We start from the raw sequence: 26,838 nt of genomic DNA on the forward strand, positions 1-26,838 counted from the left end.
CTGAGTGTTGAACTCGGGGTACCTGAACGTAGGACACGCACGACCTGGAGGTAGGACACGCGCGTTCTGGAGGTAGGACACGCGGGTTCTGGAGGTTCGACACGCTGGTTTGGGGTGGGGTGGCTGGGGTCAGGGGATGGTGCGGAAGATCATCGGGCGGGTCGAGGTGGACTTGTACTCGCCGGTCAGGTTCTCGTTCGCGCCCCACCAGTGGCCGGCCGGGACGTCGTCGGAGCCGGTGCGGATGAAGATCCAGCCACGGCCGACGCCGGTGTACTCGGTGGTGCCCGACCGGCGCGTGTCCGGGAACAGGTGGACCGGCGACCCGGACCACGTGCTGGGCACGCCGTGCGGGTTCTTCGTGCTGTCGATCACCTGCACGGCGTACTCACGGGTCGAGGCGTCGCCGTCGCGGTCGTACAGCTGCGGCGCGGCGGCGACGACCATCATGTGCCCGGTCGCGTCGCCGGTGCCGCCCGCGGAGTCGTTGTACTTGACCGCGATGACGTCGCCCTGCACCAGGCTGGGCACCGTGGTCTTGGCCGTGAAGTGCTCGGCGCCCGCCTGGAACCCGTCGTAGTACTGCGCCGACGTGGGGCTGGTGCTCCCGAACTCGGCGGTCAGGTAGCTGTCGGTGGCCCACGCGAACGTGTGCTTCAGCGACTGGGTGAGCAGCGGCGCGCACCTGGCCTTGCTCTCGTAGGTCGTCGGACTGCCGGCCACGCCCCACACGACGCTCGTGGCCACGTCCGGGTACCCCTTCTCGCCCGGGTAGAAGTTGTACGTCTGCTGATCGGGCCACGCCAGGGAGTTCAGGTTGTCGGCGAGCTCGTCCACCTCGGCGTACAGCGTGGCCGAACTCGCCTGTGCGGGGGCGGCCACCGCCAGTGCGGCGGTCACCGCGGCGGTGCAGGCGACCAGAATGCGGCGGATGCGGGGAATGGTCATCGAGGCGTCCTCTCAACGGGTGCGACGGACCTCCTGCACTGATGGAGCGCACCCGTGAACCGCTGATACCGACCCCCGGTATGACCGCTGTCACGCCCGAAGCGCCTAACCCTTGGTGGAACCCAGGGTCAGCCCGCCGATGAACTGGCGTTGGAGGACGAAGAAGACGACCAGGGTAGGAAGGGCGACCAGGAGGGAGCCCGCGGCGACCAGGTTGTTGTCGACGAAGAACGTGCCCTTGAGGTTCTGCAGAGCCGAGGTGATCGGCATCTTGTCACCGGTCTGGATCAGCACCAGCGCCCACAGGAAGTCGTTGTAGATCCAGGTGAACTCCAGCGTCGCCAGCGCGGCCAGGGCCGGGCGGCACAGCGGCAGGATCACCTGCCAGTACTGCCGGAACACGCCCGCGCCGTCGACCCGGGCCGCCTCACCCAGCTCCGCCGGGATCGTCTTCATGTAGTTGCTCAGCACGAACACGCAGAACCCGGACTGGAACGCCACGTGGATCAGCACCAGCCCGAGCTGCGAGTCGAGCAACAACCCGCTGTCGCTCAACCAGGACGGCACCGGCGTGAGCAGGTACAGCCGGTACAGCGGCGTCACGATCACCTGCTGCGGCAGCAGGTTGCCCGCGGTGAACAGCATCAGCAGCACCAGGTTGAACCTGAAGCTGTACCGCGACACCCCGTAGGCCACCATCGAGCTGAGCAGCAGCACCAGCACCAGCGCGGGCAACGTCACGATCAACGTGTTCAGGTAGTAGTGCGGCAGGTCGGCCTGCGTCCACGCCGACGTGAAGTTGTCGAACGTCAGGCTCTCGGCCAGCGAGAAGTAGCCGTTGCGCGCGGTGTCGTCGTACGTCCGCAGCGACGCGTACAGCGCCCACAGCAACGGGGCGAGGGTCACCAGGCACGTCAGGACCAGGAACGCGTGCAGGGCGACGCGGGCCAACGAGATCGGGCGCTGTCGGACTGTCACGTCCGTTCCTCCTCGCGGAACACCTGGAACAGGTAGGTGATGATGAACCCGAGCGAGATCAGCAGCAGCACCACGGCCAGCGCGGACCCCCACCCGATCCGGCTCGACTCGCCGATGATGTTGTCGGTCACCAGCACGGACAGCAGCTCCAGCCCGTTGCGGCCCTTGTTGATCACGTACACGATGTCGAACGCCCGCAGGCCCTCGATCACGGTGACCACGAGCACCACCACGTTCACCGGCCTGAGCACCGGGAACGTCACCCGGAAGAACGTCTGCCACGCGTTCGCGCCGTCCAGCGCCGCGGCCTCCTTCAGCGCCGGGTCGACCGCCTTCAGCCCGGCCAGGTACAGCAGCATGATGTAGCCGGTGTGCCGCCACCCGGCCGCCACCAGCACCGCGTACAGGTTGATGTCCGGATCACCCAGCCAGTTCACCGGGTCGGTGGTGGCGGTGCCGAGCACGTTGTTCAGCAGCCCCTGCTCGGGCTGGTAGATCAGCTGCCAGATGAAGCCGACGAGGGCCAGCGAGAGCACCATCGGCAGGTACAGGGCGCTCTGGTAGATCCGCCCGAACCGCAGCTGCCGGTCCAGCAGCACGGCCAGCAGCAACCCGGCCACGGTCGGCACCACGAGCAGGAACAGCAGCCAGACCAGGTTGTGCCGCAACGCGGGCCAGAACCGCGGGTACCGGGTGAAGATGTCGACGTAGTTCTGGAAGCCGACCCACTCGATGTCGGCGAACCCGCCGATCCCGTCCCACGAGCTGAAGGACAGGCCGACGGAGCCGAGCGCGGGCAGCCACACCAGCGCGACGTGCACCAGGGACGGGATGCCGAGCATCAGCCCGAGCACGAGCTTGTCACGCGGTGCCAGCGCGGTGGCGCGGCGACGCCTGCCGCGCCGGGACGTCGGGGAGGGGGCCGACGTCCCGGCGGGCTCCAAGGGGGACTGGGGGGCCTGCAACGCGGTCACGCCGTCACTCCGTGAAGATCGTCTTCGCCTGGTCGGCCATGCCCTTGAGGATCGAGTCGAGGTCGTCGGGGTTCTGGATGAATGCGTTGAGCCCGTTGGTCGCCGCGTCGCTGGCGAAGCGCGGGTCGGTGTCGCGGTCGAGGAACTGCGTGATGTGCGCGGCTTCCTTGATGACCTGCGCCGACTTCTTCTGCAACGCGTTGTAGCCGGACGTCTCGGCCTTGTTCGAGGTGGCGATCGAGGTCGGGTCGGTCTTGAGGTAGGCCAGCTGCGCGGCGGGCGTGGACAGGTACTCCAGCAGCTTGCGCGCGCCTTCGGGGTTGGCGGGCTTGCGGGACATCATGTAGCCGTCGATCGGCGCCTCGACGGTGTCCTGGCCGTGCTCGGGGTTGATCTCCGGGTACGGGAAGAAGTCCAGGTCGTCCACATCGGCGCCCTTGAACTGCTGCGCCACGAACGAGCCGAGCAGGTACATGCCCGCCTCGCCCTTCTGCAACGACTGCGCGGCCTCCTGCCACTCCCGGCCCAGCGAGTTCTCCTGGTGGAACGGCAGCAGCCGCTTCCAGGTGTCGAACACCTCCCGCACCTTCGGGCCCTGCCAGTCCTCCTTGCCGGCCATCAGGTCGACGTGGAACTGGTAGCCGTTGACGCGGAAGTTGAGCTGGTCGAACGTGCCCATGCCGGGCCAGCCCTGCTTCTGCGCGAACGCGATCGGCACGAGCCCGTCGGACTGCATCCTCGTCGACAGCGCGACGAGCTCGTCCAGCGTCTTGGGCTGCTCGTACCCGCGCTGCTGCCACACGCTCTTGCGGTAGAACACGCCCCACGGGTACTGGATGAACGGGATCAGGTACTGCTTGCCGTCCGATGCCGTGGACGCCTCCTTCAACGCGGGCTCGTAGCCGCCGGAGACCTTCGACCACACCTCGCTCAGGTCGCCGGTCAGGCCCTTCTCGGCGAAGAACCGCATCCGGTAGCCCGCGAACCAGGCCAGCACGTCGTCCGGCTTGCCCTGGAGGTAGTTGTTGATCTGCTCCTGGTACTGCTCGTGCTGCTTGGTGTTGATGCCGACCTTCAGGCCGGACTCGCCCTCGAACGACTTGAGCACCGCGGTGATCGCGTCCTTCGGCACCTGGTCGGACAGGTTGTTGCCGAACGACACGGTGTCGGTGGTGGCGCCGCCACCGCCGGAGCCGCACGCGGCCAGCCCGGGCACGGCCGCGATGCCCGCTCCCGCGACGATCGCCTTGAGCAGGGCGCGGCGGCCCGGCAGCGGGTGGGGACTGGCGGAGAACCTCGTCATCGTCGCTCCTACGGGTGACACTCGGCGGTCCCAAGTGAACAAAGAGTCAACAAGAGGCCTCACAATGTGGGCTGCGCCACACGGAATGTCAAGCTATTCGAGGGTTCTTGTTGGACTGTGTTGACGTTTTCGCGGTAAATCGACCACTCTTGTGTCATGACGATTTGGCCCACCGGTGTGCGCGGCCTGGCGTGGGGCGCCGACTACAACCCCGAGCAGTGGCCGGAGGACGTCTGGGCCGAGGACGTCGAGCTGATGCGCCGTGCCGGGGTGAACCTGGTGAGCGTGGCGATCTTCTCCTGGGCGCTGCTCGAAGTGGAAGAGGGTCGCTACGAGTTCGGCTGGTTGGACCGCGTGCTCGACCGTTTGCACGCCGGCGGCATCCGGGTCGACCTGGCCACCGCGACCGCCGCGCCGCCGCCCTGGCTGACCACCGCGCACCCCGAGATGCTCCCGGAGACCGCGGACGGCGTGCGGCTGGCGCACGGCTCGCGCCAGTCGTACTGCCCGAGCTCGCCGGTCTACCGGACCAAGGCCGTCGCGCTGGCCCGGGCGTTGGCCGAGCGGTACCGCGACCACCCGGCGCTGTCCGCGTGGCACGTCAACAACGAGTACGGCTGCCACGTCTCCCGCTGCTACTGCGACCGGTGCGCGGAGGCGTTCCGGACCTGGCTGCGGGCCCGGCACGGCACGCTGGACGAGCTGAACGAGGCGTGGGGCACGGCGTTCTGGAGCCAGCGCTACTCCTCCTGGGACCAGGTCCTCCCGCCGCGCGCGACGCCGTCGCTCGGCAACCCCGGCCAGCTGCTCGACTTCGACCGGTTCGGCTCCGACGCCCTGCTGGAGCTGTTCAAGGCCGAGCGGGACGTGCTGCGCGAGATCACCCCGGACGTGCCGGTGACCACCAACTTCATGGTCACGTGGAACTTCTCCGCGCTGGACTACTGGCGGTGGGCCGCCGAGGTCGACTTCGTCTCCAACGACCACTACACCCGCGCCGAGGACCCCGAGCGGCACGTCGACCTGGCGTTCTCCGCCGACCTCGTGCGCGGGCTGGCCGGCGGGCGGCCGTGGCTGCTGATGGAGCACTCCACGTCGGCGGTGAACTGGCAGCCGCGCAACATCGCCAAGCAGCCCGGCGAGCTGCGGCGCAACTCGTTCGCGCACACCGCGCGCGGCGCGGACGGCACGCTGTTCTTCCAGTGGCGGCAGTCGCGCGCGGGCGCGGAGCGCTACCACTCGGCGATGGTGCCGCACGCCGGGGCGGACACGAAGGTGTTCCGCGAGGTCGAGCAGGTCGGCGCGGAGTACCGGCGGATCGAGGAGCTCGTCGGTTCGACCGTGGACGCGTCGGTGGCCGTCGTCTTCGACTACCAGTCGTGGGCGGCGCTGGACCAGCCCGCGCACCCGACCGCGGACTTCGGCTACCGGGAGCACGTCTTCGGGTACTACCGGGCGCTGTGGCGGGCCGGCGTGACGGTCGACTTCGTGCCGCCGGGCGCGGACCTGTCCGGCTACCGGCTGGCCGTCGTCCCGGCGCTGTACGCGGTGGACGACGCGACGCCGTACGAGCGGTACGTCGCGGGCGGCGGGCACCTGCTGGTCACCTACCTGTCCGGCATCACCGACACGCGCGGCCACGTGCACCTCGGCGGCTACCCCGGCGCGTTCCGCGACCTGCTCGGCGTGCGGACCGAGGAGTTCCACCCGCTGCGGGAGGGCCAGGTGGTGGACCTGGACGACGGCTCGTCGGCCGCCGTCTGGACCGAGCACCTGCACGCCGACGGCGCGAAGGTGGTCGCCTCCTACGCCGACGGCCCGCTGCCGGGCGTGCCCGCCGTGACCCGCAACGAGCACGGCGACGGTGTCGCCTGGTACGTGGCGTGCGGCCTCACCGGCGACGGCGTGGACCGGCTGCTGCGCCCGGTGCTCGACCAGGCGGGCGTGGACCACGTCGGTCCCGGCGGCGGTGACCTCGAAGTGGTGCGTCGGCGCGGTGTGGTGGCGGGCTCCGCCGTATCGTGGCTGGTCGCGGTCAACCACGGGGGCGGCGACGCCGAGCTGCCCGCGGTGGGTGTCGAGCTGCTGTCCGGCGCGCGTGCGTCGGGCAGCGTGGTCGTCCCCGCCGGCGGCGTGGTCGTGATCAGGGAAGAAGAGGTGTGACGTGCTGGCACGTCAACGACAAGCGGTGATCCTCGAAGAGGTGCGCCGCACCGGCGCCGTGCGGGTGAGCGACCTGGTCGTCCGGCTGGGCGTCTCGGACATGACCGTGCGCCGGGACCTGGACGTGCTGGCCACCCGCGGCCTGGTGGAGAAGGTGTACGGCGGGGCCACGTCCGTGGTCGGCCGCAGCACCGACGAGCCCGGCTTCGAGGCCAAGTCGGTGCGCCAGCTGCCGGAGAAGGAGGCCATCGCCGCGTTCGCCGCGGGCCTGGTGCGCCCCGGGACCGCCATCGGCCTGTCCGCGGGCACCACCACGTGGACGCTGGCCCGGTTCCTCGACGACATCCCGGACCTGACCGTGGTGACCAACTCGATCCGGGTCGCCGACGTGCTCCAGCAGAGCGGTCGCACCGACCGCACGGTGGTGCTCACCGGTGGCGTGCGCACGCCGTCGGACGCGCTGGTCGGGCCGGTGGCCGTGCAGGCGCTGCGGTCGCTGCACCTGGACGTGGTGTTCCTGGGCGTGCACGGCATGGCCGAGCGCTCCGGCTTCACCACGCCCAACCTGAACGAGAGCGAGACCGACCGCGCGCTGGTCGACGCGGCCGGACGGGTCGTCGTGGTCGCCGACCACACCAAGTGGGGCACCGTCGGCATCTCCACCATCGCCGCGCTGGACGAGGCGAACGTGCTGGTGACCGACGAGGGATTGGCCGAGCCCGCCCGCGCGGTGCTCGGCGAGCAGGTGGGCGAACTGGTCCTGGCGCACGTGCCGGGGCGCGGAGAGGAACTGGCGTGAGGCGCACGGCGGGGAAGCTGGCCGATGGTCGCGAGATCATCTACTTCGACGACACCCCGGACGCGCCGCCGCGCGACGCGGTCGACACCCGTGACCTGCCCCGAGCGCAGCCGCTGTCGGAGGTGCGGCGCGACCCGTTGACCGGCGAGTGGGTGGCGATCGCCGCGCACCGGCAGACGCGCACCTACAAGCCGCCCGCCGACCTGTGCCCGCTGTGCCCGTCCTCGCCCGGCAAGCCGACCGAGATCCCCGACCCCGGCTACGACGTGGTGGTGTTCGAGAACCGGTTCCCGTCGTTCGCGCAGGCCGTGCCGGAGCTGCCGTCCACTGTGGACGGAATGCCGATGGTGGCGCGGGCGGCCGGGCGCGGTCGGTGCGAGGTCATGTGCTTCACCTCCGACCACGACACGTCGTTCGGCTCGCTGCCCGTGTCCCGGGTGCGCACGGTCGTGGACGCGTGGGCCGACCGCACCGAGGCGTTGAACGCGACGCCGGGCGTGGAGCAGGTCTTCCCGTTCGAGAACCGGGGTGAAGAGATCGGTGTGACGCTGTCGCACCCGCACGGCCAGATCTACGGCTACCCCTTCGTGACCCCGAAGACGGAACGGATGCTCGCCGTCGCGGCGGACTACCAAGCGTCACACGGTCGTCCACTGATGGGTGACGTACTTGCGGCCGAACGTGCGGCCGGCACCCGGATCGTCGCCGAGGGCGAGCACTGGTCGGCGTTCGTGCCCGCCGCGGCCCGCTGGCCGGTCGAGGTGCACCTCGTCCCGCACCGCCAGGTGCCGGACCTGCCCGCCCTGACCGACGCCGAGCGGGACGACTTCGCGGCCCTCTACCTGACCGTGCTGCACCGCCTCGACGCGCTCTACGACCGCCCGCTGCCCTACATCGCGGCGTGGCACCAGGCGCCCGTGCGCACCGGCCGTGACCTGGCCTGGCTGCACCTGGAGGTGTTCTCGGTCCTGCGCACCGCGGACAAGCTCAAGTACTTGGCGGGCTCCGAGTCGGGCATGGGCGTCTGGATCAACGACGCGACCCCCGAGCAGATCGCGGAGAAGCTGCGCGGCCCGGTCTCCGGCTGACCCGGCCGGTCGCGACTCACAACTGATGCCCAGTTTCGTTTAAGGCTCCTCTCAGGCGGGCACCGCACAGTGGTGGACATGACCGAGAACGAGCAGCCGCAGCAGCCACCGCAGTCTCAGCCGCCTCAGCAGCAGAGCCCGTGGGCGCGCGGCGGCGGCGCCGGGCTCGGTCATGACGACGCCGGCTTCCAGCAGCAGGGTGCTGGTCGGCCGGACACCGGCGAGGCGGGTGCCGTGCAGGGCGGCGCCGGCGTGCCGGAGTCCACGGGTGCGCGGGGAGCCTGGCAGGGAGGCCCCGCGCGGCCGGAGGACGTGACCGACGGGTCGGCGGGTGCTCCGCAGGGGAGCACCGGCCGACCCGCCGAACCCGGTCACCCGGACCCCGCCCTCCACCCGGACAGCGTCAGCACGGGTCACGCGGGTCACTCTTCGAACTTCGGCTCGTCGGCCGCTCACCAGAGCGCCGCCGAGCCCGTGCCCGGGTCGCCGGAGGCGCGGTCGCGTCCCGGTCACCTGGATGACTTCGGCTCACCGGCCGCCTCGCAGGGTGCCGCCGGTGGGTCGGGAACCGGTCAGGCGGGTGCCGTGCAGGGCGGTGCCGGTCCGACCGGAGCAGGTGTGGCCGGTGCCGTGCAGGGCGGCGCGGGTCAGACCGGAACCGGTGGGTCCGGCGCCGTGCAGGGCGGCGCCGGACTGCCGGGACCCGGGCCGGAGGCCTGGCAGGGCGGTTTCCACCGCCCGCAGCACACCGGTCCGTACGGCGTACCCCAGGGCATGTCCCACGGCGGCGCCGCGCACGACCACTCCGGCGCGCCGACCCACATCCCTCCGGGGGCGGCGCAGCCCGGAGGTCACCACCCCGGCGCGCCGGGCCCGTACTACGCGCAACCCGGCTCGGTCGCCGCCCCGCCGCGGTCGCGGGGGCGTGGCAAGGTCGTGGCGGGTGTCGCCGCGCTCGTGCTCGCCGTCGGCGGCGTCGCGGGCGGTGTCGGCGGGTACGTCGGCTTCCAGGCCGCCGAGGACTCGCGACCGGTGGTCAACGCGCTCGACCAGCCGCAACCGGCGCGGCAGAGCTCCGACGCACCGGCGGGCTCGATCGAGCAGGTCGCCCAGAAGGTCCTGCCGACCGTGGTCCAGGTGCAGGTCAGCGGTGGCGCCGGGTCCGGTTTCACGCTCAGCTCCGACGGCCTGGTGCTCACCAACAACCACGTGGTCGAGTCCGCCGCCGCGGGTGGCCCCATCCAGGTCAAGCTCCAGGACGGCCGCTCGTTCGACGCGAAGATCGTCGGCCGCGACCCGACGTCGGACCTGGCCGTGGTCAAGATGGAGGACGTGTCGGGCCTGCCCGTCGCCGAGCTCGGCAACTCCGGTGACCTGAAGATCGGCCAGGAGGTCGTCGCGGTCGGCTCGCCGTTCGACCTCAACGGCACGGTCACGTCCGGCATCGTGAGCTCGCTCAACCGACCGGTGCGCGCCGGCGGCCAGCAGGGCGGCGTGGACACCGTGCTCAACGCCATCCAGACCGACGCCGCGATCAACCCCGGCAACTCCGGCGGCCCGCTGGTGAACATGCGCGGCCAGGTCGTCGGCATCAACTCCGCCATCTACAGCCCGAACTCCGGCCAGTCCGCGCAGGGCGGCTCGGTCGGCATCGGCTTCGCCATCCCGGTCGACCAGGCCAGGCGCACGGCCAAGGAGCTGTCCGAGACCGGCAAGGCCACGCAGACCGTGCTCGGCGTCCAGGTGGGCGACGCGCCCAAGGGCGGCGCCGAGGTGCGCAACGTGACCGGCGGCGGCGCGGCCGAGGCGGCGGGCGTCAAGACCGGTGACGTGATCACCAAGTTCGGCGACCGGCCCATCGACACCTCCGACGCCTTGGTGGCCGCCGTGCGGTCCCGAGCGCCGGGCGAGAAGGTCCAGCTCACCATCGGCGCGGACCGCACGGTCGAGGTGACGCTGGGCAGCCAGCCGGTGGAGGTCCGCTAGCCGGACCCCCACCGCCCGGATCCCTACCACCCGAACCACCGGCTCGACGTGCCCCGAGCCGGTTTGTGGAGGCCGCACCCGGCAGGTTCCCCTCACCTGCCGGCGTGCGGCCTCTTGCGGTGCGCGACGAGCGCGACCGCGGCCACGCCGAGCCACACCGCGCCGGTCGCCACCAGCAGCCCGACCAGGTAGTCCCGGTCGTCCAGGCCGGGGTTGGGCGGGCCCGCGAACGGCCGCCACAGCAGCGGGACGGCGAGCAGCACGAGCACGCCGGTGAGCGCGCCGCCGACCCGCACCGCCGCCCGCCACGGCTTCGGCACCCAGCGGGCGATCAGCAGGCCGACCCCGCCGAACAGCGGTGCGAGCACGAGGTCGTGCACGACCGGGCCGCCGACGAACCACAGCGCCAGGTCCACGTCGACCAGCGGCACCAGCAGCAACGCGCCCCACGCGCCCATGGCCGCACCCAGCGCGCCGATCACCCACCTCATCGGACGACCTCCAGCCGGGCGACCCACTTGGTCTGCGTCACGCCCGGCCGGCTCGGGGCGATCAGCCGGCACGGGTAGCCGTGGTCCAGGGACAGGGTCTCGCCGTCGACCGCGAGCGCGAGCAGCGTCAACGGGTCGCGGGCGTGCGCGGCGGGCAGCGTGCTCGCGCGGTAGAGCCCGTCGCGCTCCAAGGACTCCACCCGCACGTCCCCCGGCTCGACGCCCGCCAGCGCCAGCAGGTCGCGCACCGGCACACCGGTCCACCGCGCCGACGCGCTCCACCCCTCCACGCAGGCGATCGGCAGCTCGGCCGTGGTCTGCGGCAGCGCTTCGAGCTCGGCCCGGGAGAACCGGCGGGAGCCGACGGTCAGCCGCCAGTCCCCGTCCACGGCGGACACCCCCGCGGCCGACGCGGTGCGGTTGACCGGGAGCCGGACCGACCGCGTGCCCAGCACCGAGGCGGTGCGCAGCCACGGCACCGTGCCGCCCGCCGTGGCGAGCACCGCGACCGCCGCCGCAACGCCCGTGGCGAGCAGGAAGCCCCGCCGGCTGAGCGTGCCCCGGCGCACCTCCTCGGCGGGCGTGCGCATCAGCGGCAGCTTCACCGCGACGTGCACGAGCAGCGCACCGACCGCGATCCAGGCCACCGCGTGGTGCGCGGGCGGGAAGAAGAACCGCCACGGGTAGTTCTGCGTGGCGTTGAACAGGCCCGTGACCAGCTCGAAGAACGACGCGCCGAGCAGCACGAAGATCGAGGCGCGTTCCAGCGCGTGCGGCAGCGACCGCACCACCGGCCGTTCGAACAGCTTCGGGTGGACCGTCCACAGCTTCGCCAGCAGCAGCGGGATCGCGGCCACGCCCGACGTGACGTGCACGCCCTGCGTGACCCGGTAGAGCCCGACCGGGCGGGTCGGCCAGGCGAACCACCCCGGCGGGTGCTGGATGTAATGGCTGAGCAGCCCGGTGACGAAGCACAGGCCGAACGCGATGCCCAGCCACCGGCCGACGCGGGTGGCGGTGTGCGGGCTGGACGTGCGCTTCACGACCGCACCAGCTCGGTGAACCAGCGCCCGTCGCGCTCGACCAGCCACCGCGGCCTCAGCCCGGCCCGCGCGGCGGTGGGCGTGACGGCCCGCGCGTCGACCCGCGCCCAGTCGAACCACGCGCCGCCCGCCACCCGCGCCCGTTCCCGGCGCACCCCGCAGCCCGGCGGTTCGACCTCGACCAGCACGCTCCCGTGCCGGTGCAGGAGTCCGCGGGCACGGCGGAGCAGCACGACCGGGTCGCCGCCGATGCCGATGTTGCCGTCGGCGAGCAGCACGTGCGCCCACCGCCCGGTGCCGGGCAGCCGGGAGAACACGTCGCGGTGCAGCGCGAGGCCGCCCCGGGACCGGGTGAGGGCGACGGCCAGCGGCGAGTTGTCCACGCCCAGGGCCACGACGCCGCGGCGCACCAGGGCCGCCACCAGCCGGCCCGGCCCGCAACCGAGGTCGACCGTCGGGCCGTGGCAGGCGTCGAGCAGGACCTGGTCGGCGTCGTTCGCGTCGTCGTGCCACCGGTCGACCGGCAGCGGCACGTGGTCGCCGCCCGCGAGGTCGAGCCGGCACTCCGCGCCGCGGAGGCCGACGTCGAACGCGGTCACCGCAGCGCCCCGAGGTGCGCGAGGGCGGCGGCGAAGCGGGTGTGCGGCACGGTGGCGGCGACCTGGTGCGCGGTGGCCACGTCGTCCACATCGGACAGCACGGGCAGCAGGCCGGTGTCGCGGTCGCCCAGCGCCAGCAGCGTCAGCGCGCCGGTGTCGGACCGGGACATCGGCACGGTGCGGAGGTTGGCCGCCAACCCCGGCTGGTTGAGCCCGAGCGCCCACCAACCGCCGTCGGCCGCCGGTCCGAGCACCGCGTCGTGCCCGCCCAGCCGTTCGACGGACTCGGCCAGCAGGGCCGGAGTGACCTGAGGGGTGTCCATGCCGATCTGGAACACCGGCAGGCCGTGCACGCGGTGGGTGTCGGCGTGCGCGTTGGCCAGCCGGTCGGCGAACGACGCGCCCCGCTGGGCGAGCACGGTGCAGTGCCGCAGCGCCGCCCGGATCCCGGTCGACCGGCGTGCGTCGGCGAGCGAGCCGGTCAGCGCCACGACCGGCCGCACGCGCGGGGTGCGCAGGACGGCGTCGAGGGTGTCCAGCAGCGCGGCGGCGGCGACGTCGGCCGCCTCCTCGGGCGTCGCGGGCGGGCAGAGCCGCGTCTTGGCCAGGCCGGGCACGGGTGCCTTGGCGACCACGAGCAGGCTCGTCGTGGGTCGGCCGGCGCTCATCGCTCCCCGCCCTCGTGCGCCACGTCCTTCTGCGCCACGCCTTTCCGTGCCAAACCTTTCTGTGCCAAACCTTTCTGTGCCACGCCTTCCTGTGCCAGGCCTTCCTGTGCCGCACCCTTTTGCGTGACACCCCGCTGGGCAACACCCTGCTGTGCTGCATCCCTGTGGGCTGCATCCCTGTGGGCTGCATCCCTGTGGGCTGCATCCCTGTGGGCGACTGCCGCCATGTCGCGCACCGCGCGCACGGTGCCGCGCACCGAACCGGACACCTTCGACCTCGTGCCCGCCGCCCGCGGCCCGTAGCGGACGTCCCGCTCCACCACCCGCCACCCGGCCGCGGCCGCGCGCAGCAGCAGTTCGAGCGGGTAGCCGAACGCGCGGTCCTCGACCCCCAGGTCCAGCAGGTCCTGTCGGCGGAACGCCCGCATCGGCGCGATGTCGTGCACCGGCAACCCCTTGCGCCGCAGCAACCCCGCCAGCACCGCGTTGCCCGCCCGCGCGTGCCAAGGCCAACTGCCCGCCTCCGGCACCCGCCGACCCACGGCGAGGTCGGCCCGGGCGAGCAACGCCACCAGGTCCGGCAGCTCACGCGGGTCCAGCGAGCCGTCCGCGTCGAGCACGCACACCACCTCCGAGCGCGCGCGCTCGACGCCCGTGTGCACGGCCGCGCCGTACCCGGGCCGGGGCTCGTGCACCACCTCCGCGCCCCACGAGCGGGCGATGTCCGGTGAGCCGTCACGCGATCCGTTGTCCACCACCAGCGGCCGGTAGCCGGCGGGCATGGCCCGCAGCACGCCCGGCAGCGCCGCCGCTTCGTCCAGGCAGGGGAGCACCACGTCGATTTCGTCCACGGACCACAGCATGGTCCGTCGTGGACGCCCGAAAACCGTTGTGGCGCTTACCGAATCCTGACGTGTGCGCCAGTTCTTACGGACCGCTGACGGTTGCCGCCGCAGCACCCCGGATAGGGCGCGGGCGGCTTACCGTGGCCGTGTGCTCCGTGTCCTGGCCGCCGCGGCCCTGGTCGCCTCGGCCGCCGCGGTCGGCGTGGTCCTGGGCGGTGAGCGCACGTTCGCGGGCGCGCCACCGCTGTTCGCCGGCTGGTTCCCGCACGTCGGCATCGGCACGCCGGTAGCCGTGCTGGTCGCGTTGCTCGTCGTGGTGCGGGGTCCGGACCTGGCCGGGCGGCTGCCCTGGCGGGTGGCGCTGGGGGCCGGGTACGCGACCGCCGTGGCGTGGACGTCCTCGCTGGCCCTGGTGGACGGGTGGGACCGGGGCTTCGCCGGACGCCTGACCACGGGCGACGAGTACCTGCACGAGGTGCCGGGCGTGACCGACGTCGGCGTGGTGCTGCGGGAGTTCTCCTCCCGGATCCTGGACTTCCAGCCCGACTCGTGGACCACGCACGTGTCCGGGCACCCGCCGGGCGCGCTGCTGGTGTTCGTCGGGCTGGACCGGGTCGGGCTGTCCGGTGGCGCGTGGGCCTCCGCCTTCGTGGTGCTGGTCGGCGCGCTGACGGCGGTCGCGGTGCCGGTGACCGTGCGGGCCGTGGCGTCCGAGGAGCGCGCACGGGCCGTGCTGCCGTTCGTGGCGCTGTTCCCCGGCGCGGTGTGGATGGGCGTGTCGGCGGACGGGCTGTTCGCGGGCGTCACGGCGTGCGGGATCGCCCTGCTGGCCACCCGGCGCGCGTTGGCCGGTGGTGTGGTGCTCGGGTTCGCCGTGTTCCTGTCGTACGGGCTGGTGCTGATCGGCGTGCTCGCCCTCGCGGTGCTGTGGGCCTCGCCTCCGGGGCGCGACTGGCGGCGGATCGGCCTGGCGGTGCTGGGCGCGTCGGGGGTGGTGGCGGTGTTCGCGGCACTCGGGTTCTGGTGGCTCGACGGCTACCACCTGGTGGTCGAGCGGTACTACCAGGGCATCGCGTCCTCGCGCTCCTACGGCTACTGGGTGTGGGCGAACCTGGCCGCCGCCGTGCTCGCCTGCGGGTTCGCGCCGTTCGCCGCGCGGTGGCGTGATCGCTCGGGAGTCGCCGGTGCGTGCGCCACACTGGCGGCAGCGGCGGCGGTGGCCATCCTGGTCGCCGACGTGTCCGGCTTGAGCAAGGCCGAGGTGGAGCGGATCTGGCTGCCGTTCACCGTGTGGCTGGTCGTGCTCGTGCCGGACCGGCGGCGGACGTGGCTGGCGGCGCAAGGGGTGACCGCGCTCGCGGTCAACCACCTCCTGTTGACCAACTGGTGAGGCGCGAGATGGATGGGACTACCGGGCGGGTGCTCGTCGTGGACGACGACGTGACCGTGCGCGACGTGGTGCGCCGCTACCTGGAGCTGGCCGGGCACGAGGTCGAGCTGGTCGGCGACGGCGAAGGCGCCCTGCGCCGGTTCGCCGAGCGCGAGCCGGACCTGGTGGTGCTGGACCTGATGCTGCCGGGCCTGGACGGGCTGGAGGTCTGCCGCCGGCTGCGGGTCCGCAGCGCGGTGCCGGTGGTGATGCTGACCGCGCTGGGCGAGGAGGAGGACCGGATCGCGGGGCTCCAGCTCGGCGCGGACGACTACGTGACCAAGCCGTTCAGCCCGCGCGAGCTGGCGTTGCGGGTGACGTCGGTGCTGCGCCGGTCACGGGTGACGGCGGCGCGGTCGTCGGTGGTGGAGGACGACGGGCTGCGGGACGGCGGGCTGAGGGTGGACGTCGGCGCGCGGTCGGCGTCGCTGGACGGGCGGGAGCTGTCGCTGACCACGCGGGAGTTCGACCTGCTGGTGTTCTTCCTGACCCACCGGGGCACCGCGTTCAGCCGCAGCGAGCTGCTGTCGCGGGTGTGGGGCTGGGAGTTCGGCGACCAGTCCACCGTGACCGTCCACGTGCGACGGTTGCGGGAGAAGGTCGAGGCCGACCCGGCGCGGCCGGTGCGGATAGCCACCGTGTGGGGTGTCGGCTACCGGTACGACGGTGGTGCGTGATGCTGGTCGAGCTCTACCACATCCTGCCGTACGCGGTGCTGTTCTCGCTGCCGCTGGCGCTGCTCGGGGCGGTGGTGCTGCGGCGGTTGTGGAGCGGGTCGCTGGCCACCGCGCTGACCGTGCTGGCGATCGTGCCGGTGGTGGCGACGATCGGCGGCGTGCTGGCGGTGAGCGGGTTCATGTTCACCCCGATCCTCACCACGACCGTGCTGGTCTGCCTGCTGGTGGCGCTGGTGACGGTGCCGACGGCGGTGCTGCTGGGCCGGGCGCTGGCACGGCGCAGCGTGTGGGAGCGCGAGGCGCGGGCCCGGGAACGGGCCGCCGAGGCGTCCCGGCGTGAACTGGTGGCGTGGATCAGCCACGACCTGCGCACGCCGTTGGCCGGCATCCGGGCGATGGCCGAGGCGCTGGAGGACGGGGTGGTGTCCCGGCGCGACGAGGTCGCCCAGTACGCGGGGCGGATCTCCACCGAGGCCGAGGCGCTGTCCGGGATGGTGGACGACCTGTTCGAGCTGTCCCGCATCACCGCGGGAGCGTTGCGGCTGACGCTGTCGGAGGTGTCGCTGGCGGACGTGGTGAGCGGGGTCGTGGCGGCGGAGGGCCCGGTCGCGTCGCGCAAGGGCGTGCGGCTGGAGGCCGGGGCGGCGACCTGGCCGGTGGTGCTGGGCAGCGACCCGGAGCTGGCGCGGGTGGTGCGCAACCTGCTGTCCAACGCGATCCGGCACACCCCGCCGGACGGGACGGTCGCCGTGCAGGTGGACGTGGAGGGCTCGTCGGCGCTGCTGCGCGTGGACGACGCCTGCGGCGGCATCCCCGAGGCCGACCTGCCCAGGGTGTTCGACGTGGCGTTCCGCGGCGCGCCGCACCGGCAGCCGGTCGGCGGCGGCTTGGGGCTGGCGATCGCGCGTGGCCTGGTCGAGGCGCACCAGGGCACGATCGCCGCCCGCAACCACGGGCCCGGCTGCCGGTTCGAGGTGCGGCTGCCGCTCAGCGCAGGGGGTCCGTTGCGAACTGCTTGACCCCGGCCGCGAAGGGCGTCTCGGCGTGGAAGCCCAGCAGCTCGCGGGCCTTGGTCGGGTCGGCGACGACGTGCCGGACGTCGGCCGGACGTGCGCCGCCGACGACGCGCGGCAGGGGGCCGCCGCACGCCTGCGCCAGGTGGGTGGCGAGGTCGCCGACGGTGTGCGGCTCGCCGGAGCAGATGTTGAGCGCGGTGAACGTGCCGGGTGCGCCGGGTCGGTGCAGGGCCAGGGCGTTGGCCCGCGCCACGTCGGTGACGTGCACGAAGTCGCGGCGCTGTCGGCCGTCTTCGAGGACGGTGGGCGCCTCGCCGCGTTCCAGGGCGCTGCGGAACAGGCTCGCCACGCCCGCGTACGGGGTGTCTTTGGGCATCCTCGGGCCGTACACGTTGTGGTAGCGCAGCGCCCACACCGCGCCGCCCGTCTGGCGGGCCCACGCGGCCGCGTAGTGCTCCTGGGCGAGCTTGCTGGCGGCGTAGGTGCTGCGGGGGTCCGGTGGGGCGTGTTCGGGGACCAGGCGCGGCTCCAGGGGGCTGCCGCAGTGCGGGCACGGCGGTTCGTAGCGGCCCTGGTCGAGGTCGGCCTGGCGGCGGGGTGCGGCCCGGACGACGCCGTGCTCGGCGCACTCGTAGCGGCCCTCGCCGTAGACCACCATCGACGACGCCATGACCAGGTGCTTCACGCCGGTCTGGTGCATCGCGGCGAGCAGGACGGCGGTGCCGAGGTCGTTGTTGCGGGCGTAGAGGGGCGCGTCGGACGGGTCGAGCCCGTGGCCGACGACGGCGGCCTGGTGGCAGACGACGTCCACTCCGTCGAGGAGGTTCTTCACCGTGTCGAGGTCGGTGACGTCGTGGGCGGTTGGGTGGTGGGCGGTTGGGTGGTGGGCGGTTGGGGGGCGGGCGGTTGGGGGGCGGGCGGTTGGGGGGCGGGCGGCGGCTGGGGGGTGGGTGTGGTCGGGGTGGGTGTGGTCGGGTCGGGGGTGGTGGGCTTGGGGGAGGTAGGCGTCGAGGACGACGACGTCGTGGTCCTGTTCGGTCAGTCGGTCGGCGATGTGTGAGCCGATGAACCCGGCCCCGCCGGTGAGGAGAACGCGCACGTCACCGAAGTTAGGGGCGGTTCGGGGGGATCGCCCGGTGCGACAGCGTGACGTCACGGAACCGTCAGATCCATTGATTGGTTACGGTGACGCGCATGGAACGCAGCGCGCAGCGCCTGGGACGCGCCCTTGTCGTGATCGTGGACGACCGGGTGGCGCACGGTGAGCACGACGACAGCACAGGACCGCTGGTCACCGAGTTGCTGGAGGAAGCAGGGTTCATCGTCGACGGCACGGTCGCGGTGGAGGGTGAGGTCGTGGGCATCCGCGCCGCACTGAACACCGCGGTCATCGGTGGGGTCGACTTGGTGGTCACGGTCGGCGGCACCGGCGTGTCGCCGCGCGACGTCACACCGGACGCCACACAGGGCGTGCTCGACCGGCCGATCAGTGGCATCGCCGAGGCGCTCCGGGCCTCGGGGTTGGCGGCGGGAGCCGTCGACGCGGGTATTTCGCGGGGGCTGGTCGGCGTGTCCGGCAGCACCCTCGTGGTGAACCTGGCCGGGTCGCGGTCGGCGGTGCGTGACGGCATGGCGACGTTGTCGGCGCTGGTGCCGTACGTGATCGAACAGCTGTCGGGTCTCGACGAGGCGTGACCGAGCCCGCTGACGACGCCGTCGTCCCCGATTCCGCTGCTGGTGGTGCTGCTGGTGGTGCTGCCGCCGGTGGTGCTGCCGGTGGTGGACCTGCGGGCGGTGGTGCTGCCGCGGAGGAGGCGGCGCGGCGTCGTCGGCTGGCGGAGGTGTTCGGGGACGTGCTGCCGGAGGGCTCGGCGGACGAGCCGCGCCCGAGTGGGCGCGACGACCGGTGGTACGAGGAGAACCGGCCGCCGCACCACGGCGGTTAGGCGTCCAGGGGTCGGCCGAGATCGGTAGCCGAGGATCGGTGGCCGCCGATGGTGGCCGGAGATGGTGGCCGGCGGAAGGGCCGGCCACCCACGGCCCTGAGGCGGTGTTCGAGTGCCTCCGACAGCCGTGAGGCGGTGTTCGGGTGCTCGTGGGCGGGGTTGCGGCGGGGGTCAGTCCTGGCGCTGGTGTTGGGCGGCGAGGAGATCGCGGATCTCCTTGAGCAGCTCGACGTCGGTCGGCTCGGACGGACCGGCCTCCTCGCCCCGCTTGCGCCGCTCCTTCAGCTTGTTCATCGGCAGGACGAAGATGAAGTAGACGATCGCGGCCACGATCAGGAAGTTGATCAAGGCTGTGATGATCGCGCCGAAGTCCATGACGGTCTTGTCGTTGTCGCCGAGCTGCACCGCCAGGCCGTTGACGTTGCTGCCGCCGAACACCGCGATGATCGGGTTGATCAGGTGCGACGTGAACGCGGTGACGATGGCGGTGAACGCGGTGCCGATGACCACCGCCACGGCGAGGTCGATCACGTTGCCGCGCATGAGGAAGTCCTTGAAGCCCTTGATCATGGTGTGGCTCCTCCGTTCGGGGTGGGGGGATGGGGGTGCGGGTCAGCGGAGGGTAACGGCTCAGGTTCGGGTCGGTGACGCTCCGGGTACGTGTGTCGCCTCCACGCGCAGCGAGGCCGGGGCCGAGGCCGGGTGAACGTTGTCCCGCTGGGACGTCAGCGGGAGAGCGTCAGGGGGAGGGGGTCAAGCGGATCGCTTGACCTCCTGGACAGACCACGTGTTGCCGTCCGGGTCGTCGAAGAAGATGAAGGAGTTGTAGTCGGCGCCGGCCGGGTCCCGCCCGGGAGCCATCGCGCCGTTCTCGAAGTGCTGGGGCCCGGAGTTGCCGACCCCGTTCGCTTCGAGGTGGGCGTGGGCGGCTTCGATGTCGGAGACGACCAGTTGGCAGCCCTTGAGCGAGCCGGGCGCGCCGCTGTCGCCGAGACCCTTGCCGAAGACGAGGGAGCACGCCGAGCCCGGTGGGGTGACCTGGACGACGCGGAAGGCATCGCCGTCGCCGGCGCGGTGGTCGGTGTCGAGGGTGAAGCCGAGCTTGTCGGTGTAGAAGGCCTTGGCGCGGTCGACGTCGGATACGGGGACGATGACGACTTCCAGCTTCCAGTCCATGGTGTTCTCCCTGGTGGCGGTGGTGGTGGGTGAGCTCGGGTCGGGTCCGGCTCGATTTGACATGGGGCCCTTACGGGCACCCCAGGCAGGCCAAAGCCGGGCAGGCCTGGCGGGAAGAGCGTCCGCCAAGCCTGCCCGGCTTCGTCCAGCCTATGGCACCCGAACCCATGTCAAATCGAGCCTCGGTGGGGGTGTTCCGGGGCCGTTGTGGGACCGGTGCAGGGGTGGTGGGTCCGGGGGTGAGGGTGGCGGGGGCGGTGTGGGTCCGGTGCGGGGGATGGCGGGCCGTTGTGGGTCCGGTGCGGAGGTGGCGGGCCGTTGGGGGCGGCTTGTGGGTGGAGGTTCGGTGCGGGGGTCGGGGGTGGCGGGGGTTAGCGCAGGGTTAGGGCTACTGGGCCGGTCAGGGATTCGGTGGCTATGTGGTTGGCGGCGGTGCGGGCGGTGGAGATGATCACCAGGTTGTCCTCGCGGACGGTGACTACTGAGGCGTCGGTGGCGAGGACTTGGGCGCTTGGGCCCACCACGTCGACTCGGCTGCCCGGCCTCAGCAGGCCCGCCAGGGCGGAGTCGGCCAGTCGGACGGCTACGGAGGACACGTCCGGGTCGATCGGGGCTAAGCGGGCATCGGTCAGTGGTTCGCCTGATCGTGCGGCGGAGACCAGGGCGCGGCCCAGGGCGTCGGATCGGGGGATTGCCCCGGCGGGCGAGAGGGTGGGTGGTACGGCGATCACGCGCACGTCGTCCGGACCCAGGGGGACGCCCGGGGCGAGGTCGTGGGCGGCGACGAGGAGGTCGACGGTGGCACCGTCCGGGAGGACGGCCAGGCCGATGGCGACCAGGGTCAGCAGGGCCGCCAGGATCCTTCTCAGGTGCAGGAGCATGGTCCCGACGTTAGGGACGGGGTGCTCGGGGGGACAGCGGGAACCCCCGAGCTGTGGACAGCTCGGGGGCCTGTGGACAACTGGTGGGTCAGGAGGCGGCGGCGGCCGGGGTGGTGGCGGACGCGGTCTCGGTCTTCTTGGCGGCGGGCGCCTCGGTCTTCGGCGCGGACGACGAACGGCTGTCGGTCCGGTAGAAGCCGCTGCCCTTGAACACGACACCGACCGCGCCGTAGAGCTTGCGCAGCTTGCCGGAGCACTCGGGGCACGCGGTCAACGCGGTGTCCGAGAAGGACTGCACCGCCTCGAACCGGTGGTCGCACTCGGTGCAGGCGTACTGGTAGGTCGGCACGGTGAGCCCTCCACGAGTCCTGGTTGGCACTCCTCCGTCACGAGTGCCAACAACGATGATGCGCCACCCGGCATATGTGGCGCAAACATCACAGGTCAACGTCACAGCTACGTCGCCAACGGCAGTCGCACGACCCCCCGTCCGGGTGTCAGCACCGCGTCCACCCGGACGTCATGTGGTTCCGCCGGCAACGACGGCACGAACTCCTCGTCGCGCACAAGAGCCACCTTCGGACCTGTGGACAACCTCAGCGCCCGGTCGTAGTAGCCCCCGCCCTTGCCCAACCGCACCCCCGAGTGGTCGACGGCCAGCGCCGGCACCAGCACCAACGCCGCCGAACGCACCGCCGCCGCACCAAGCGACGGGCCCACCGGTTCCCGCAGGCCGAACGCGCCCACGCGCAGCCGGCCGTCGTACGCGGCCCAGTCCAGCTCGTCGCCGACGACCACGGGCAGCAACACCCGCAGCCCGCGCGACCGCAGGGCGTCCACCATGGCCAACGAGCCGGGCTCCGCGTCCGAAGCGGCATAGGCACAGACGGTCTCACCAGCGGAAACGGTGAACTCGGCGAGGGTGAGCAGCACCTCGGTCGACATCGCGGGCATCACCGCGCCGCGCCGTGCGGCCCGCAGCCGTGCGCGCAGAGTCGCCTTCCGATCACGTTCACCGGACGTCATGGCAGGTCACCCTAAGCGCGCCGTTACGCTCGCAGCTCATGAGCGCCTTCCAGACAGCAATCGTGCCGGCGGCAGGCCTGGGCACGCGCTTCCTCCCCACCACCAAGGCGGTGCCCAAGGAGCTGCTGCCGGTCGTCGACACCCCCGGCATCGAGCTGGTCGCCACCGAAGCCGCCGAAGCGGGCGCGACGAAGCTCGTGATCGTGACCTCACCCGGCAAGGACGCCGTGGCGGAGTACTTCCGCCCGCAGCCGGAGCTGGAGGCGACGCTCGAAGAGCGCGGCAAGACCGACCTGCTGGCCAAGGTCCGCCGCGCGTCGAACCTGCTCACCGTCGAGACCGCGCTCCAGGACAAGGCCCTGGGCCTCGGCCACGCGGTCGGCTGCGCGGAGGGCAACCTGACCGGCGAGGACGAGGCCGTCGCCGTGCTGCTGCCGGACGACCTCGTGCTCCCCACGGGCGTGCTGAAGACGATGGCCGCGGTCCGCGAGAAGCACGGCGGCAGCGTGCTGTGCGCGTTCGACATCCCCAGGGACCAGATCTCCGCCTACGGCGTCTTCGACGTCGAGGACACCGGTGAGGACGACGTCAAGCGGGTCGTCGGCATGGTCGAGAAGCCCAAGCCCGAGGACGCGCCGTCCACGTTCGCCGCGGCCGGCCGCTACCTGCTCGACCGGGCGATCTTCGACGCGCTCAAGCGCATCACGCCCGGCGCGGGCGGCGAGCTCCAGCTCACCGACGCCATCGCGCTGCTGATCAACGAGGGTCACCCGGTGCACGTCGTGGTCCACCGGGGTGGGCGACACGACCTGGGCAATCCGGGGGGATTCCTCAAAGCTGCGGTTGACTTCGCACTTGAGCACCCGGATTACGGGCCCGAGCTGGGGGAGTGGTTGCGGGCACGCCTCGCCGACTCCTGAACGAGGTCAACACATGAGGTCAGTGGACGAGCAGCTCGCCAAGGTGGTCGCCGCCGCCGTGCGGCCGGCCCCCGTGCGGGTGGCCATCTCCGAGTCGCAGGGCCTGCTCTGCGCCGAGGAGGTCGTCGCCGAGCGCGCGTTGCCCGGTTTCGACCAGGCGGCGGTCGACGGCTACGCCGTGCGCAGCGTCGACGTGCAGGCCGCCAACGAGGAACCGGTCACGCTTCCCGTGGTCGGCGAGATCCCCGCGGGGTCGCGCCAGCCCAGACGGCTGCAACCCGGGCAGGCGGTCCGGGTCGCGACCGGCGCGCCGCTGCCCACGCTGGCCGACGCCGTGGTGCCCCTGGCCTACATCGACGGCGGCGACACCGACGGTCACCCGGTGAAGGTGACCGTGCGGCGCTCGGTGCCGTCCGCGGCGTTCGTGCGGCGCACCGGCGAGGACGTGCAGACCGGTGACGTCGCGGTGCGCCGCGGCGCGTCCATCGGCGCCGCCCAGGTCGGCCTGCTCGCCGCGGTCGGCCGCAACAAGGTGCTGGTCCACCCCCGGCCGCGGGTGTCGGTGATCTCGATCGGCGAGGAGCTGGTCGACGTCGACCGCACCCCCGGCCAGGGGCAGGTCTACGACGTCAACTCCTACGCGCTGGCCGCCGCGGCGCGGGACGCGGGCGCCGAGGTCAGCCGGGTCGGGATCCAGTCGTCCGACCCGCGCCGGATGCGGGAGGTCGTCGAGGGCAGGTTGCTGCTGTCGGAGATCGTGGTCGTCGCGGGTGGCGTCGGGGGCGTCATCGGCGACGAGGTGCGTGCCGCGCTCGCCGACCTGGGTGACGTCGACGTGACCAGGGTGGCCATGCACCCGGGCTCGGTGCAGGGCTTCGGCCGGCTCGGACCGGACGCGGTGCCGACGTTCCTGCTGCCCGCGAACCCGATGAGCGCCCTGGTCGTTTTCGAGGTGCTGGTGCGTCCGCTGATCCGGGCCGCGCTGGGCAAGCGCAACCCGTACCGGCGGGCGGTCAGCGCGCGGCTGCTGTCGCCGCTGACCTCGACCAAGGGGCGGCGCGGTTACCTGCGCGGCCAGCTGCTGCGCGACGCGGACAACGGCGAGTACCTGGTGCAGCCGCTGGGTACCTCCGGGTCGCACCTGCTGGCGTCGTTGGCCGAGGCGAACTGCCTGATCATGGTCGACGAGGACGTGACCGACGTGGCGGTCGGCGAAGAGGTCATGGTCAGCTTCCTCGCCCAACGAGGCTGAGTGCGGGCGAGAAGACGAGCACAGATGGGGATGGATGAGTTTCGCGGGTGACGGTGGTCGGCACCCCGGCTGGCCCGCGCGGCTCGGACCGCTGCGCGTCGGCGCGGGTCTGGTGGCGCTGCGCCCGCCGAAGCTGTTCGACGCCTCGGCGTGGTCGCGGGCCCGGCTGCGCGACCGGGCGTACCTGGAGGACTGGGAACCCACGGCCGCCGAGGGGTGGCACGAGCGCAACTCGCCGCTGGCGTGGCCCGCGCAGTGGTCGTCGCTGAAGTCCCTGGCCCGGCGCGGCCAGGCGCTGCCGTTCATGATCACCGTGGACGGCGAGCCGGCGGGCCAGATCACCGTGGGCAACATCGTGCGCGGCTCGCTGCGCTCGGCGTGGGTCGGCTACTGGGTAGCGGCCGACCGGGCGCGCGGCGGCGTGGCCACGGCGGCGCTGGCGCTCGTGGTGGACCACTGCTTCGGCGAGGGCGGGCTGCACCGGCTGGAGGCGACCGTCCGACCGGAGAACGGGGCCAGCCTCCGGGTGCTCGCCAAGGCCGGTTTCCGCGAGGAGGGCCTGTTCCTGCGGTACCTCGACGTGGCCGGCGACTGGCGTGACCACCTCTGCTTCGCGATGACCGCCGAAGAGGCGGCACCCGAGGGATTGGTACGCCGATTGGTCGCACAGGGATACGCCCGAACCGCCTGATCTGCGGGCCGACCGGCTTATTCGGATCACCCGAAAGTGGGTGATACACCACACTTTGGTACGTACGCCAGTCGGCGTGCCTCCGACACAGGTGTGACTGTTGTGACTAGCGTGGCATGCGCACCACCGAGCGCGCCGCGGGGTAGGGGGAGGTGACGGGGATGCCGAGCTCGCTGATCGTCGTGGGGCTGGTCGTGGCCTGGTTGGTCGTCCTCGTGCCGATGGTCGCGCGCAAGCGCGCCGACGCGTCGCGCGGCGGCGTGGAGGAGGAGTACGACGCCATGCCCGATGTCGACGCCGAGTTCGAGGACTACGACCACTACGACGAGCCGGACGCCGACGAGTTCGTCGAGCACCGGTCGTTCCGCCCCGGCCGAGGTGGCTACGACCCGGAGACCGCCGCGATCGTGGCCCAGGCGAGGTACGCCTTCCGCCGCCGCGTGGTCGGGACGTTGCTGCTGCTCGCCGTGGTCACCGGCATCGTGGCGGGCGTGCTCTACCCGCTGGTGTGGTGGGGCCACGCCGCGGTCGACGTGACGCTGGTCTCCTACCTCGGGTACCTGCGCCGCCAGGTGCGGATCGAGGAGGACATCCGCGCGCGCCGCGTGGCCAGGTTCGCGGGTGCCCGCCGTCGCACCGGCGGCAGGCCGGCGGCCGGCGACCGGCCGCACGCCCCCGCCACCACCGCCGCGAAGCCCGCGCCGGAGGCCGAGGCGCACCGCGACCAGCCGGGTCTGCCCCCGCAGCCCAGGTTCCACCACGAGGTCCGCCCCGGCACCGTCGTGGTGGACCCGGACGACGAGGACCCGTTGTTCGTCGAGCTGGAGGGCCCCGACGCCCTCCCGTACCGACGGGCGTCGGGCGAGTAGAGGGGGGTGGCAAAACCACCCCCCGGCTACTGATATGCTTCCTCCCGCACCACAACGGAACACGGGGCTGTAGCGCAGTTGGTAGCGCGACTCGTTCGCATCGAGTAGGTCAGGGGTTCGATTCCCCTCAGCTCCACCAATGCGGCACTACTTGAACCCTTGTCCGCAAGGACAAGGGCAAGTAGCTCCGCATCGGTAGCCCGCTCGAAGGCGGCTTCCTCCACCAGGAGGGAGCCGCCTTCGGCGTTTCCGGGCCGTTCGACCTGCTGCCTGGCATGGGCATGTGCCCCCAGTCTCGACAAGCCCAGCGATGCCCGGTGCCAGGCTGTCGCTGCCCACGACGCCGCGTGCGTCGGCTTCAGCGTCGAGGTGCAGCTTCTCGAACACCACCTTGATCACTCCACGCTTCACCGCGCCACCTCCGCGGAGGTAGAAGCCCTGCAGGTCGGCGAGCAGCCGGAGCGCCGCACCGAAAGGCTCCCGTCCGACGTCGAGCTTGCTGGTGGTGTCGGCGAGTTGCTGATCGATCTCGCGGCGCTCGCCGGCGATCTCCGCGAGCTTCGACTTGATCTTCGCCTTCGGCCAGTCGGTGTCACCCAGCAGCAAGTCGAGCAAGCGGTCTTCCTTGACGTCCAACTCGTCAAGCCTGCCCAGCAGCCGCTTCTTCAGTCCGCAGAGCGCTGCTTGTTCGGCACACGTTGCACTCGTTCGTAGGTCTCCTCCGTGCCAGGCAGACGAAGACTGCATCGGCGTCGTGCGCTGCGAACCGGTACGACTTCAGCACGGTGAGACCGTGTCGGAGCAGCGACGCGGCAGCGTCGACCTCATCGACTTGGGCGCGTGACTTGTCGAGCGGGATGCCGGAGGAGGTAATTCTCCGAGTCTGAGTTGTGCGCGTCCGCCGGTCGAATATCTATGACGCGCCACCTGGCATGCATCAAGCAGCGGGCTGATCCGCAATATGGCGGGAAGGAGCTCGAACGTGTCGACGGTTGGCAGCACGTCGACCGTTCGGGATCGCGTCAGGAGGACCTTGCACATCACTCCCAGTGGAGCTTGTGGGTGATCGA

At 72.0% G+C, this 26,838-nt stretch carries 28 protein-coding genes, 1 tRNA gene and 1 pseudogene; 14 read left to right on the forward strand and 16 right to left on the reverse strand.

The annotated features are described in order from the left end of the window. Window positions 1-129: 129 nt before the first annotated feature. The 4 genes from AB0K14_RS04610 to AB0K14_RS04625 form a co-directional block, all read right to left on the reverse strand. Window positions 130-948, reverse strand: a complete 819-nt coding sequence (locus tag AB0K14_RS04610; protein WP_360461796.1) for a hypothetical protein — start codon at window positions 946-948, stop codon at window positions 130-132. Between the two features lie 105 nt (window positions 949-1,053). Beyond that, window positions 1,054-1,926 (reverse strand): carbohydrate ABC transporter permease, encoded by an 873-nt coding sequence (locus tag AB0K14_RS04615; protein WP_360461793.1) that lies wholly within the window; start codon window positions 1,924-1,926, stop codon window positions 1,054-1,056. Next, window positions 1,923-2,900: a sugar ABC transporter permease gene (locus AB0K14_RS04620; RefSeq protein WP_360461790.1), complete on the reverse strand. Its 978-nt coding sequence runs from the start codon at window positions 2,898-2,900 to the stop codon at window positions 1,923-1,925. Before AB0K14_RS04620 ends, AB0K14_RS04615 begins: the two co-directional genes overlap by 4 nt. A gap of 4 nt (window positions 2,901-2,904) precedes the next feature. Next, on the reverse strand, window positions 2,905-4,203 hold the full coding sequence (locus AB0K14_RS04625) for an ABC transporter substrate-binding protein (RefSeq protein WP_360461787.1): 1,299 nt from the start codon (window positions 4,201-4,203) through the stop codon (window positions 2,905-2,907). Window positions 4,204-4,359: 156 nt separating this feature from the next. Between AB0K14_RS04625 and AB0K14_RS04630 the strand changes: the two genes are divergently transcribed. From AB0K14_RS04630 to AB0K14_RS04645, 4 genes are all read left to right on the forward strand, one after another. Further along, window positions 4,360-6,366 carry a beta-galactosidase gene (locus tag AB0K14_RS04630; protein WP_360461784.1) on the forward strand — a complete coding sequence of 669 codons (2,007 nt, stop codon included), beginning with the start codon at window positions 4,360-4,362 and terminating at the stop codon, window positions 6,364-6,366. A 1-nt stretch (window position 6,367) separates the two neighbouring features. Continuing rightward, complete coding sequence (locus AB0K14_RS04635; protein ID WP_360461781.1) at window positions 6,368-7,165, forward strand: DeoR/GlpR family DNA-binding transcription regulator; 798 nt, start codon at window positions 6,368-6,370, stop codon at window positions 7,163-7,165. Beyond that, window positions 7,162-8,253 (forward strand): galactose-1-phosphate uridylyltransferase, encoded by a 1,092-nt coding sequence (gene galT, locus AB0K14_RS04640; protein ID WP_360461778.1) that lies wholly within the window; start codon window positions 7,162-7,164, stop codon window positions 8,251-8,253. Before AB0K14_RS04635 ends, galT begins: the two co-directional genes overlap by 4 nt. A 78-nt stretch (window positions 8,254-8,331) precedes the next feature. Further along, entirely contained in the window at window positions 8,332-10,239 is a 1,908-nt protein-coding gene (locus AB0K14_RS04645) for a trypsin-like peptidase domain-containing protein (protein ID WP_360461775.1), read from the forward strand. A 92-nt stretch (window positions 10,240-10,331) separates the two neighbouring features. Here the strand turns inward: AB0K14_RS04645 and AB0K14_RS04650 are convergent, their stop codons facing one another. From AB0K14_RS04650 to AB0K14_RS04670, 5 genes and pseudogenes are all read right to left on the reverse strand, one after another. After that, a complete protein-coding gene (locus tag AB0K14_RS04650; RefSeq protein WP_360461772.1) occupies window positions 10,332-10,730 on the reverse strand; it encodes a hypothetical protein in 399 nt (132 codons plus the stop codon). Next, window positions 10,727-11,773, reverse strand: coding sequence for a molybdopterin-dependent oxidoreductase (locus AB0K14_RS04655; protein ID WP_360461770.1), 1,047 nt, complete (start codon window positions 11,771-11,773; stop codon window positions 10,727-10,729). The genes AB0K14_RS04650 and AB0K14_RS04655 overlap by 4 nt, the downstream gene beginning before the upstream one ends. After that, window positions 11,770-12,372, reverse strand: a complete 603-nt coding sequence (locus tag AB0K14_RS04660; RefSeq protein WP_360461767.1) for a class I SAM-dependent methyltransferase — start codon at window positions 12,370-12,372, stop codon at window positions 11,770-11,772. Before AB0K14_RS04660 ends, AB0K14_RS04655 begins: the two co-directional genes overlap by 4 nt. Next, window positions 12,369-13,040: a DUF2064 domain-containing protein gene (locus AB0K14_RS04665; RefSeq protein ID WP_360461764.1), complete on the reverse strand. Its 672-nt coding sequence runs from the start codon at window positions 13,038-13,040 to the stop codon at window positions 12,369-12,371. Before AB0K14_RS04665 ends, AB0K14_RS04660 begins: the two co-directional genes overlap by 4 nt. Window positions 13,041-13,267: 227 nt before the next feature. Then, a pseudogene (locus tag AB0K14_RS04670) lies at window positions 13,268-13,903 on the reverse strand (glycosyltransferase family 2 protein); the annotation flags it as partial. 157 nt (window positions 13,904-14,060) lie between these two features. On the opposite strand from AB0K14_RS04670, the gene AB0K14_RS04675 reads away from it, so the two are divergent. From AB0K14_RS04675 to AB0K14_RS04685, 3 genes are read left to right on the forward strand one after another with little or no spacing between them, the layout of a single operon-like run. Then, a complete protein-coding gene (locus tag AB0K14_RS04675; RefSeq protein ID WP_360461886.1) occupies window positions 14,061-15,275 on the forward strand; it encodes a hypothetical protein in 1,215 nt (404 codons plus the stop codon). A gap of 8 nt (window positions 15,276-15,283) precedes the next feature. Continuing rightward, the gene (locus AB0K14_RS04680; protein WP_360461761.1) at window positions 15,284-15,991 is read left to right on the forward strand and encodes a response regulator transcription factor; all 708 of its coding nucleotides are present in this window, start codon (window positions 15,284-15,286) and stop codon (window positions 15,989-15,991) included. Next, the gene (locus tag AB0K14_RS04685; protein ID WP_360461758.1) at window positions 15,991-17,010 is read left to right on the forward strand and encodes a HAMP domain-containing sensor histidine kinase; all 1,020 of its coding nucleotides are present in this window, start codon (window positions 15,991-15,993) and stop codon (window positions 17,008-17,010) included. Before AB0K14_RS04680 ends, AB0K14_RS04685 begins: the two co-directional genes overlap by 1 nt. Here AB0K14_RS04685 and AB0K14_RS04690 read toward each other — a convergent pair. Then, window positions 16,979-18,106, reverse strand: coding sequence for an NAD-dependent epimerase/dehydratase family protein (locus AB0K14_RS04690; protein ID WP_360461755.1), 1,128 nt, complete (start codon window positions 18,104-18,106; stop codon window positions 16,979-16,981). The genes AB0K14_RS04685 and AB0K14_RS04690 overlap by 32 nt on opposite strands. 95 nt (window positions 18,107-18,201) lie before the next feature. On the opposite strand from AB0K14_RS04690, the gene AB0K14_RS04695 reads away from it, so the two are divergent. Together AB0K14_RS04695 and AB0K14_RS04700 are read left to right on the forward strand one after the other, a co-directional pair. Next, on the forward strand, window positions 18,202-18,702 hold the full coding sequence (locus AB0K14_RS04695; RefSeq protein ID WP_123748144.1) for a molybdenum cofactor biosynthesis protein B: 501 nt from the start codon (window positions 18,202-18,204) through the stop codon (window positions 18,700-18,702). Continuing rightward, the gene (locus tag AB0K14_RS04700; RefSeq protein ID WP_360461889.1) at window positions 18,699-18,953 is read left to right on the forward strand and encodes a hypothetical protein; all 255 of its coding nucleotides are present in this window, start codon (window positions 18,699-18,701) and stop codon (window positions 18,951-18,953) included. Before AB0K14_RS04695 ends, AB0K14_RS04700 begins: the two co-directional genes overlap by 4 nt. A 171-nt stretch (window positions 18,954-19,124) precedes the next feature. Here the strand turns inward: AB0K14_RS04700 and mscL are convergent, their stop codons facing one another. The 5 genes from mscL to AB0K14_RS04725 form a co-directional block, all read right to left on the reverse strand. After that, window positions 19,125-19,523: a large-conductance mechanosensitive channel protein MscL gene (mscL, locus tag AB0K14_RS04705; protein WP_360461751.1), complete on the reverse strand. Its 399-nt coding sequence runs from the start codon at window positions 19,521-19,523 to the stop codon at window positions 19,125-19,127. Window positions 19,524-19,706: 183 nt separating this feature from the next. Next, window positions 19,707-20,129, reverse strand: coding sequence for a glyoxalase superfamily protein (locus tag AB0K14_RS04710; protein ID WP_360461749.1), 423 nt, complete (start codon window positions 20,127-20,129; stop codon window positions 19,707-19,709). Window positions 20,130-20,500: 371 nt separating this feature from the next. Further along, window positions 20,501-21,010, reverse strand: coding sequence for an SAF domain-containing protein (locus AB0K14_RS04715; RefSeq protein WP_360463995.1), 510 nt, complete (start codon window positions 21,008-21,010; stop codon window positions 20,501-20,503). An 88-nt stretch (window positions 21,011-21,098) separates the two neighbouring features. Next, complete coding sequence (locus tag AB0K14_RS04720) at window positions 21,099-21,359, reverse strand: FmdB family zinc ribbon protein (RefSeq protein WP_360463992.1); 261 nt, start codon at window positions 21,357-21,359, stop codon at window positions 21,099-21,101. Between the two features lie 107 nt (window positions 21,360-21,466). Continuing rightward, a complete protein-coding gene (locus AB0K14_RS04725; protein ID WP_360463989.1) occupies window positions 21,467-22,036 on the reverse strand; it encodes a 5-formyltetrahydrofolate cyclo-ligase in 570 nt (189 codons plus the stop codon). 38 nt (window positions 22,037-22,074) lie between these two features. Here AB0K14_RS04725 and AB0K14_RS04730 point away from each other — a divergent pair, with 38 nt between their 5' ends. The 5 genes from AB0K14_RS04730 to AB0K14_RS04750 all read left to right on the forward strand — a co-directional run bounded on the left by AB0K14_RS04730 (window position 22,075) and on the right by AB0K14_RS04750 (window position 25,907). After that, window positions 22,075-22,956 (forward strand): UTP--glucose-1-phosphate uridylyltransferase, encoded by an 882-nt coding sequence (locus AB0K14_RS04730; protein WP_360463987.1) that lies wholly within the window; start codon window positions 22,075-22,077, stop codon window positions 22,954-22,956. 13 nt (window positions 22,957-22,969) lie between these two features. After that, window positions 22,970-24,208: a gephyrin-like molybdotransferase Glp gene (glp, locus tag AB0K14_RS04735; protein ID WP_360463984.1), complete on the forward strand. Its 1,239-nt coding sequence runs from the start codon at window positions 22,970-22,972 to the stop codon at window positions 24,206-24,208. A gap of 34 nt (window positions 24,209-24,242) precedes the next feature. Continuing rightward, window positions 24,243-24,899, forward strand: a complete 657-nt coding sequence (locus AB0K14_RS04740) for a GNAT family protein (protein ID WP_360463980.1) — start codon at window positions 24,243-24,245, stop codon at window positions 24,897-24,899. Window positions 24,900-25,060: 161 nt separating this feature from the next. Then, on the forward strand, window positions 25,061-25,768 hold the full coding sequence (glpR, locus tag AB0K14_RS04745) for a gephyrin-like molybdotransferase receptor GlpR (RefSeq protein WP_360463977.1): 708 nt from the start codon (window positions 25,061-25,063) through the stop codon (window positions 25,766-25,768). Window positions 25,769-25,831: 63 nt separating this feature from the next. After that, window positions 25,832-25,907 (forward strand) — tRNA-Ala (locus AB0K14_RS04750). A gap of 8 nt (window positions 25,908-25,915) precedes the next feature. On the opposite strand, the gene AB0K14_RS04755 is transcribed toward AB0K14_RS04750, so the two are convergent. Then, window positions 25,916-26,404, reverse strand: a complete 489-nt coding sequence (locus tag AB0K14_RS04755) for a hypothetical protein (protein ID WP_360463974.1) — start codon at window positions 26,402-26,404, stop codon at window positions 25,916-25,918. Window positions 26,405-26,838 lie beyond the last annotated feature (434 nt).

It is taken from the genome of Actinosynnema sp. NPDC050801, assembly GCF_040673975.1.
GTDB lineage: Bacteria > Actinomycetota > Actinomycetes > Mycobacteriales > Pseudonocardiaceae > Actinosynnema.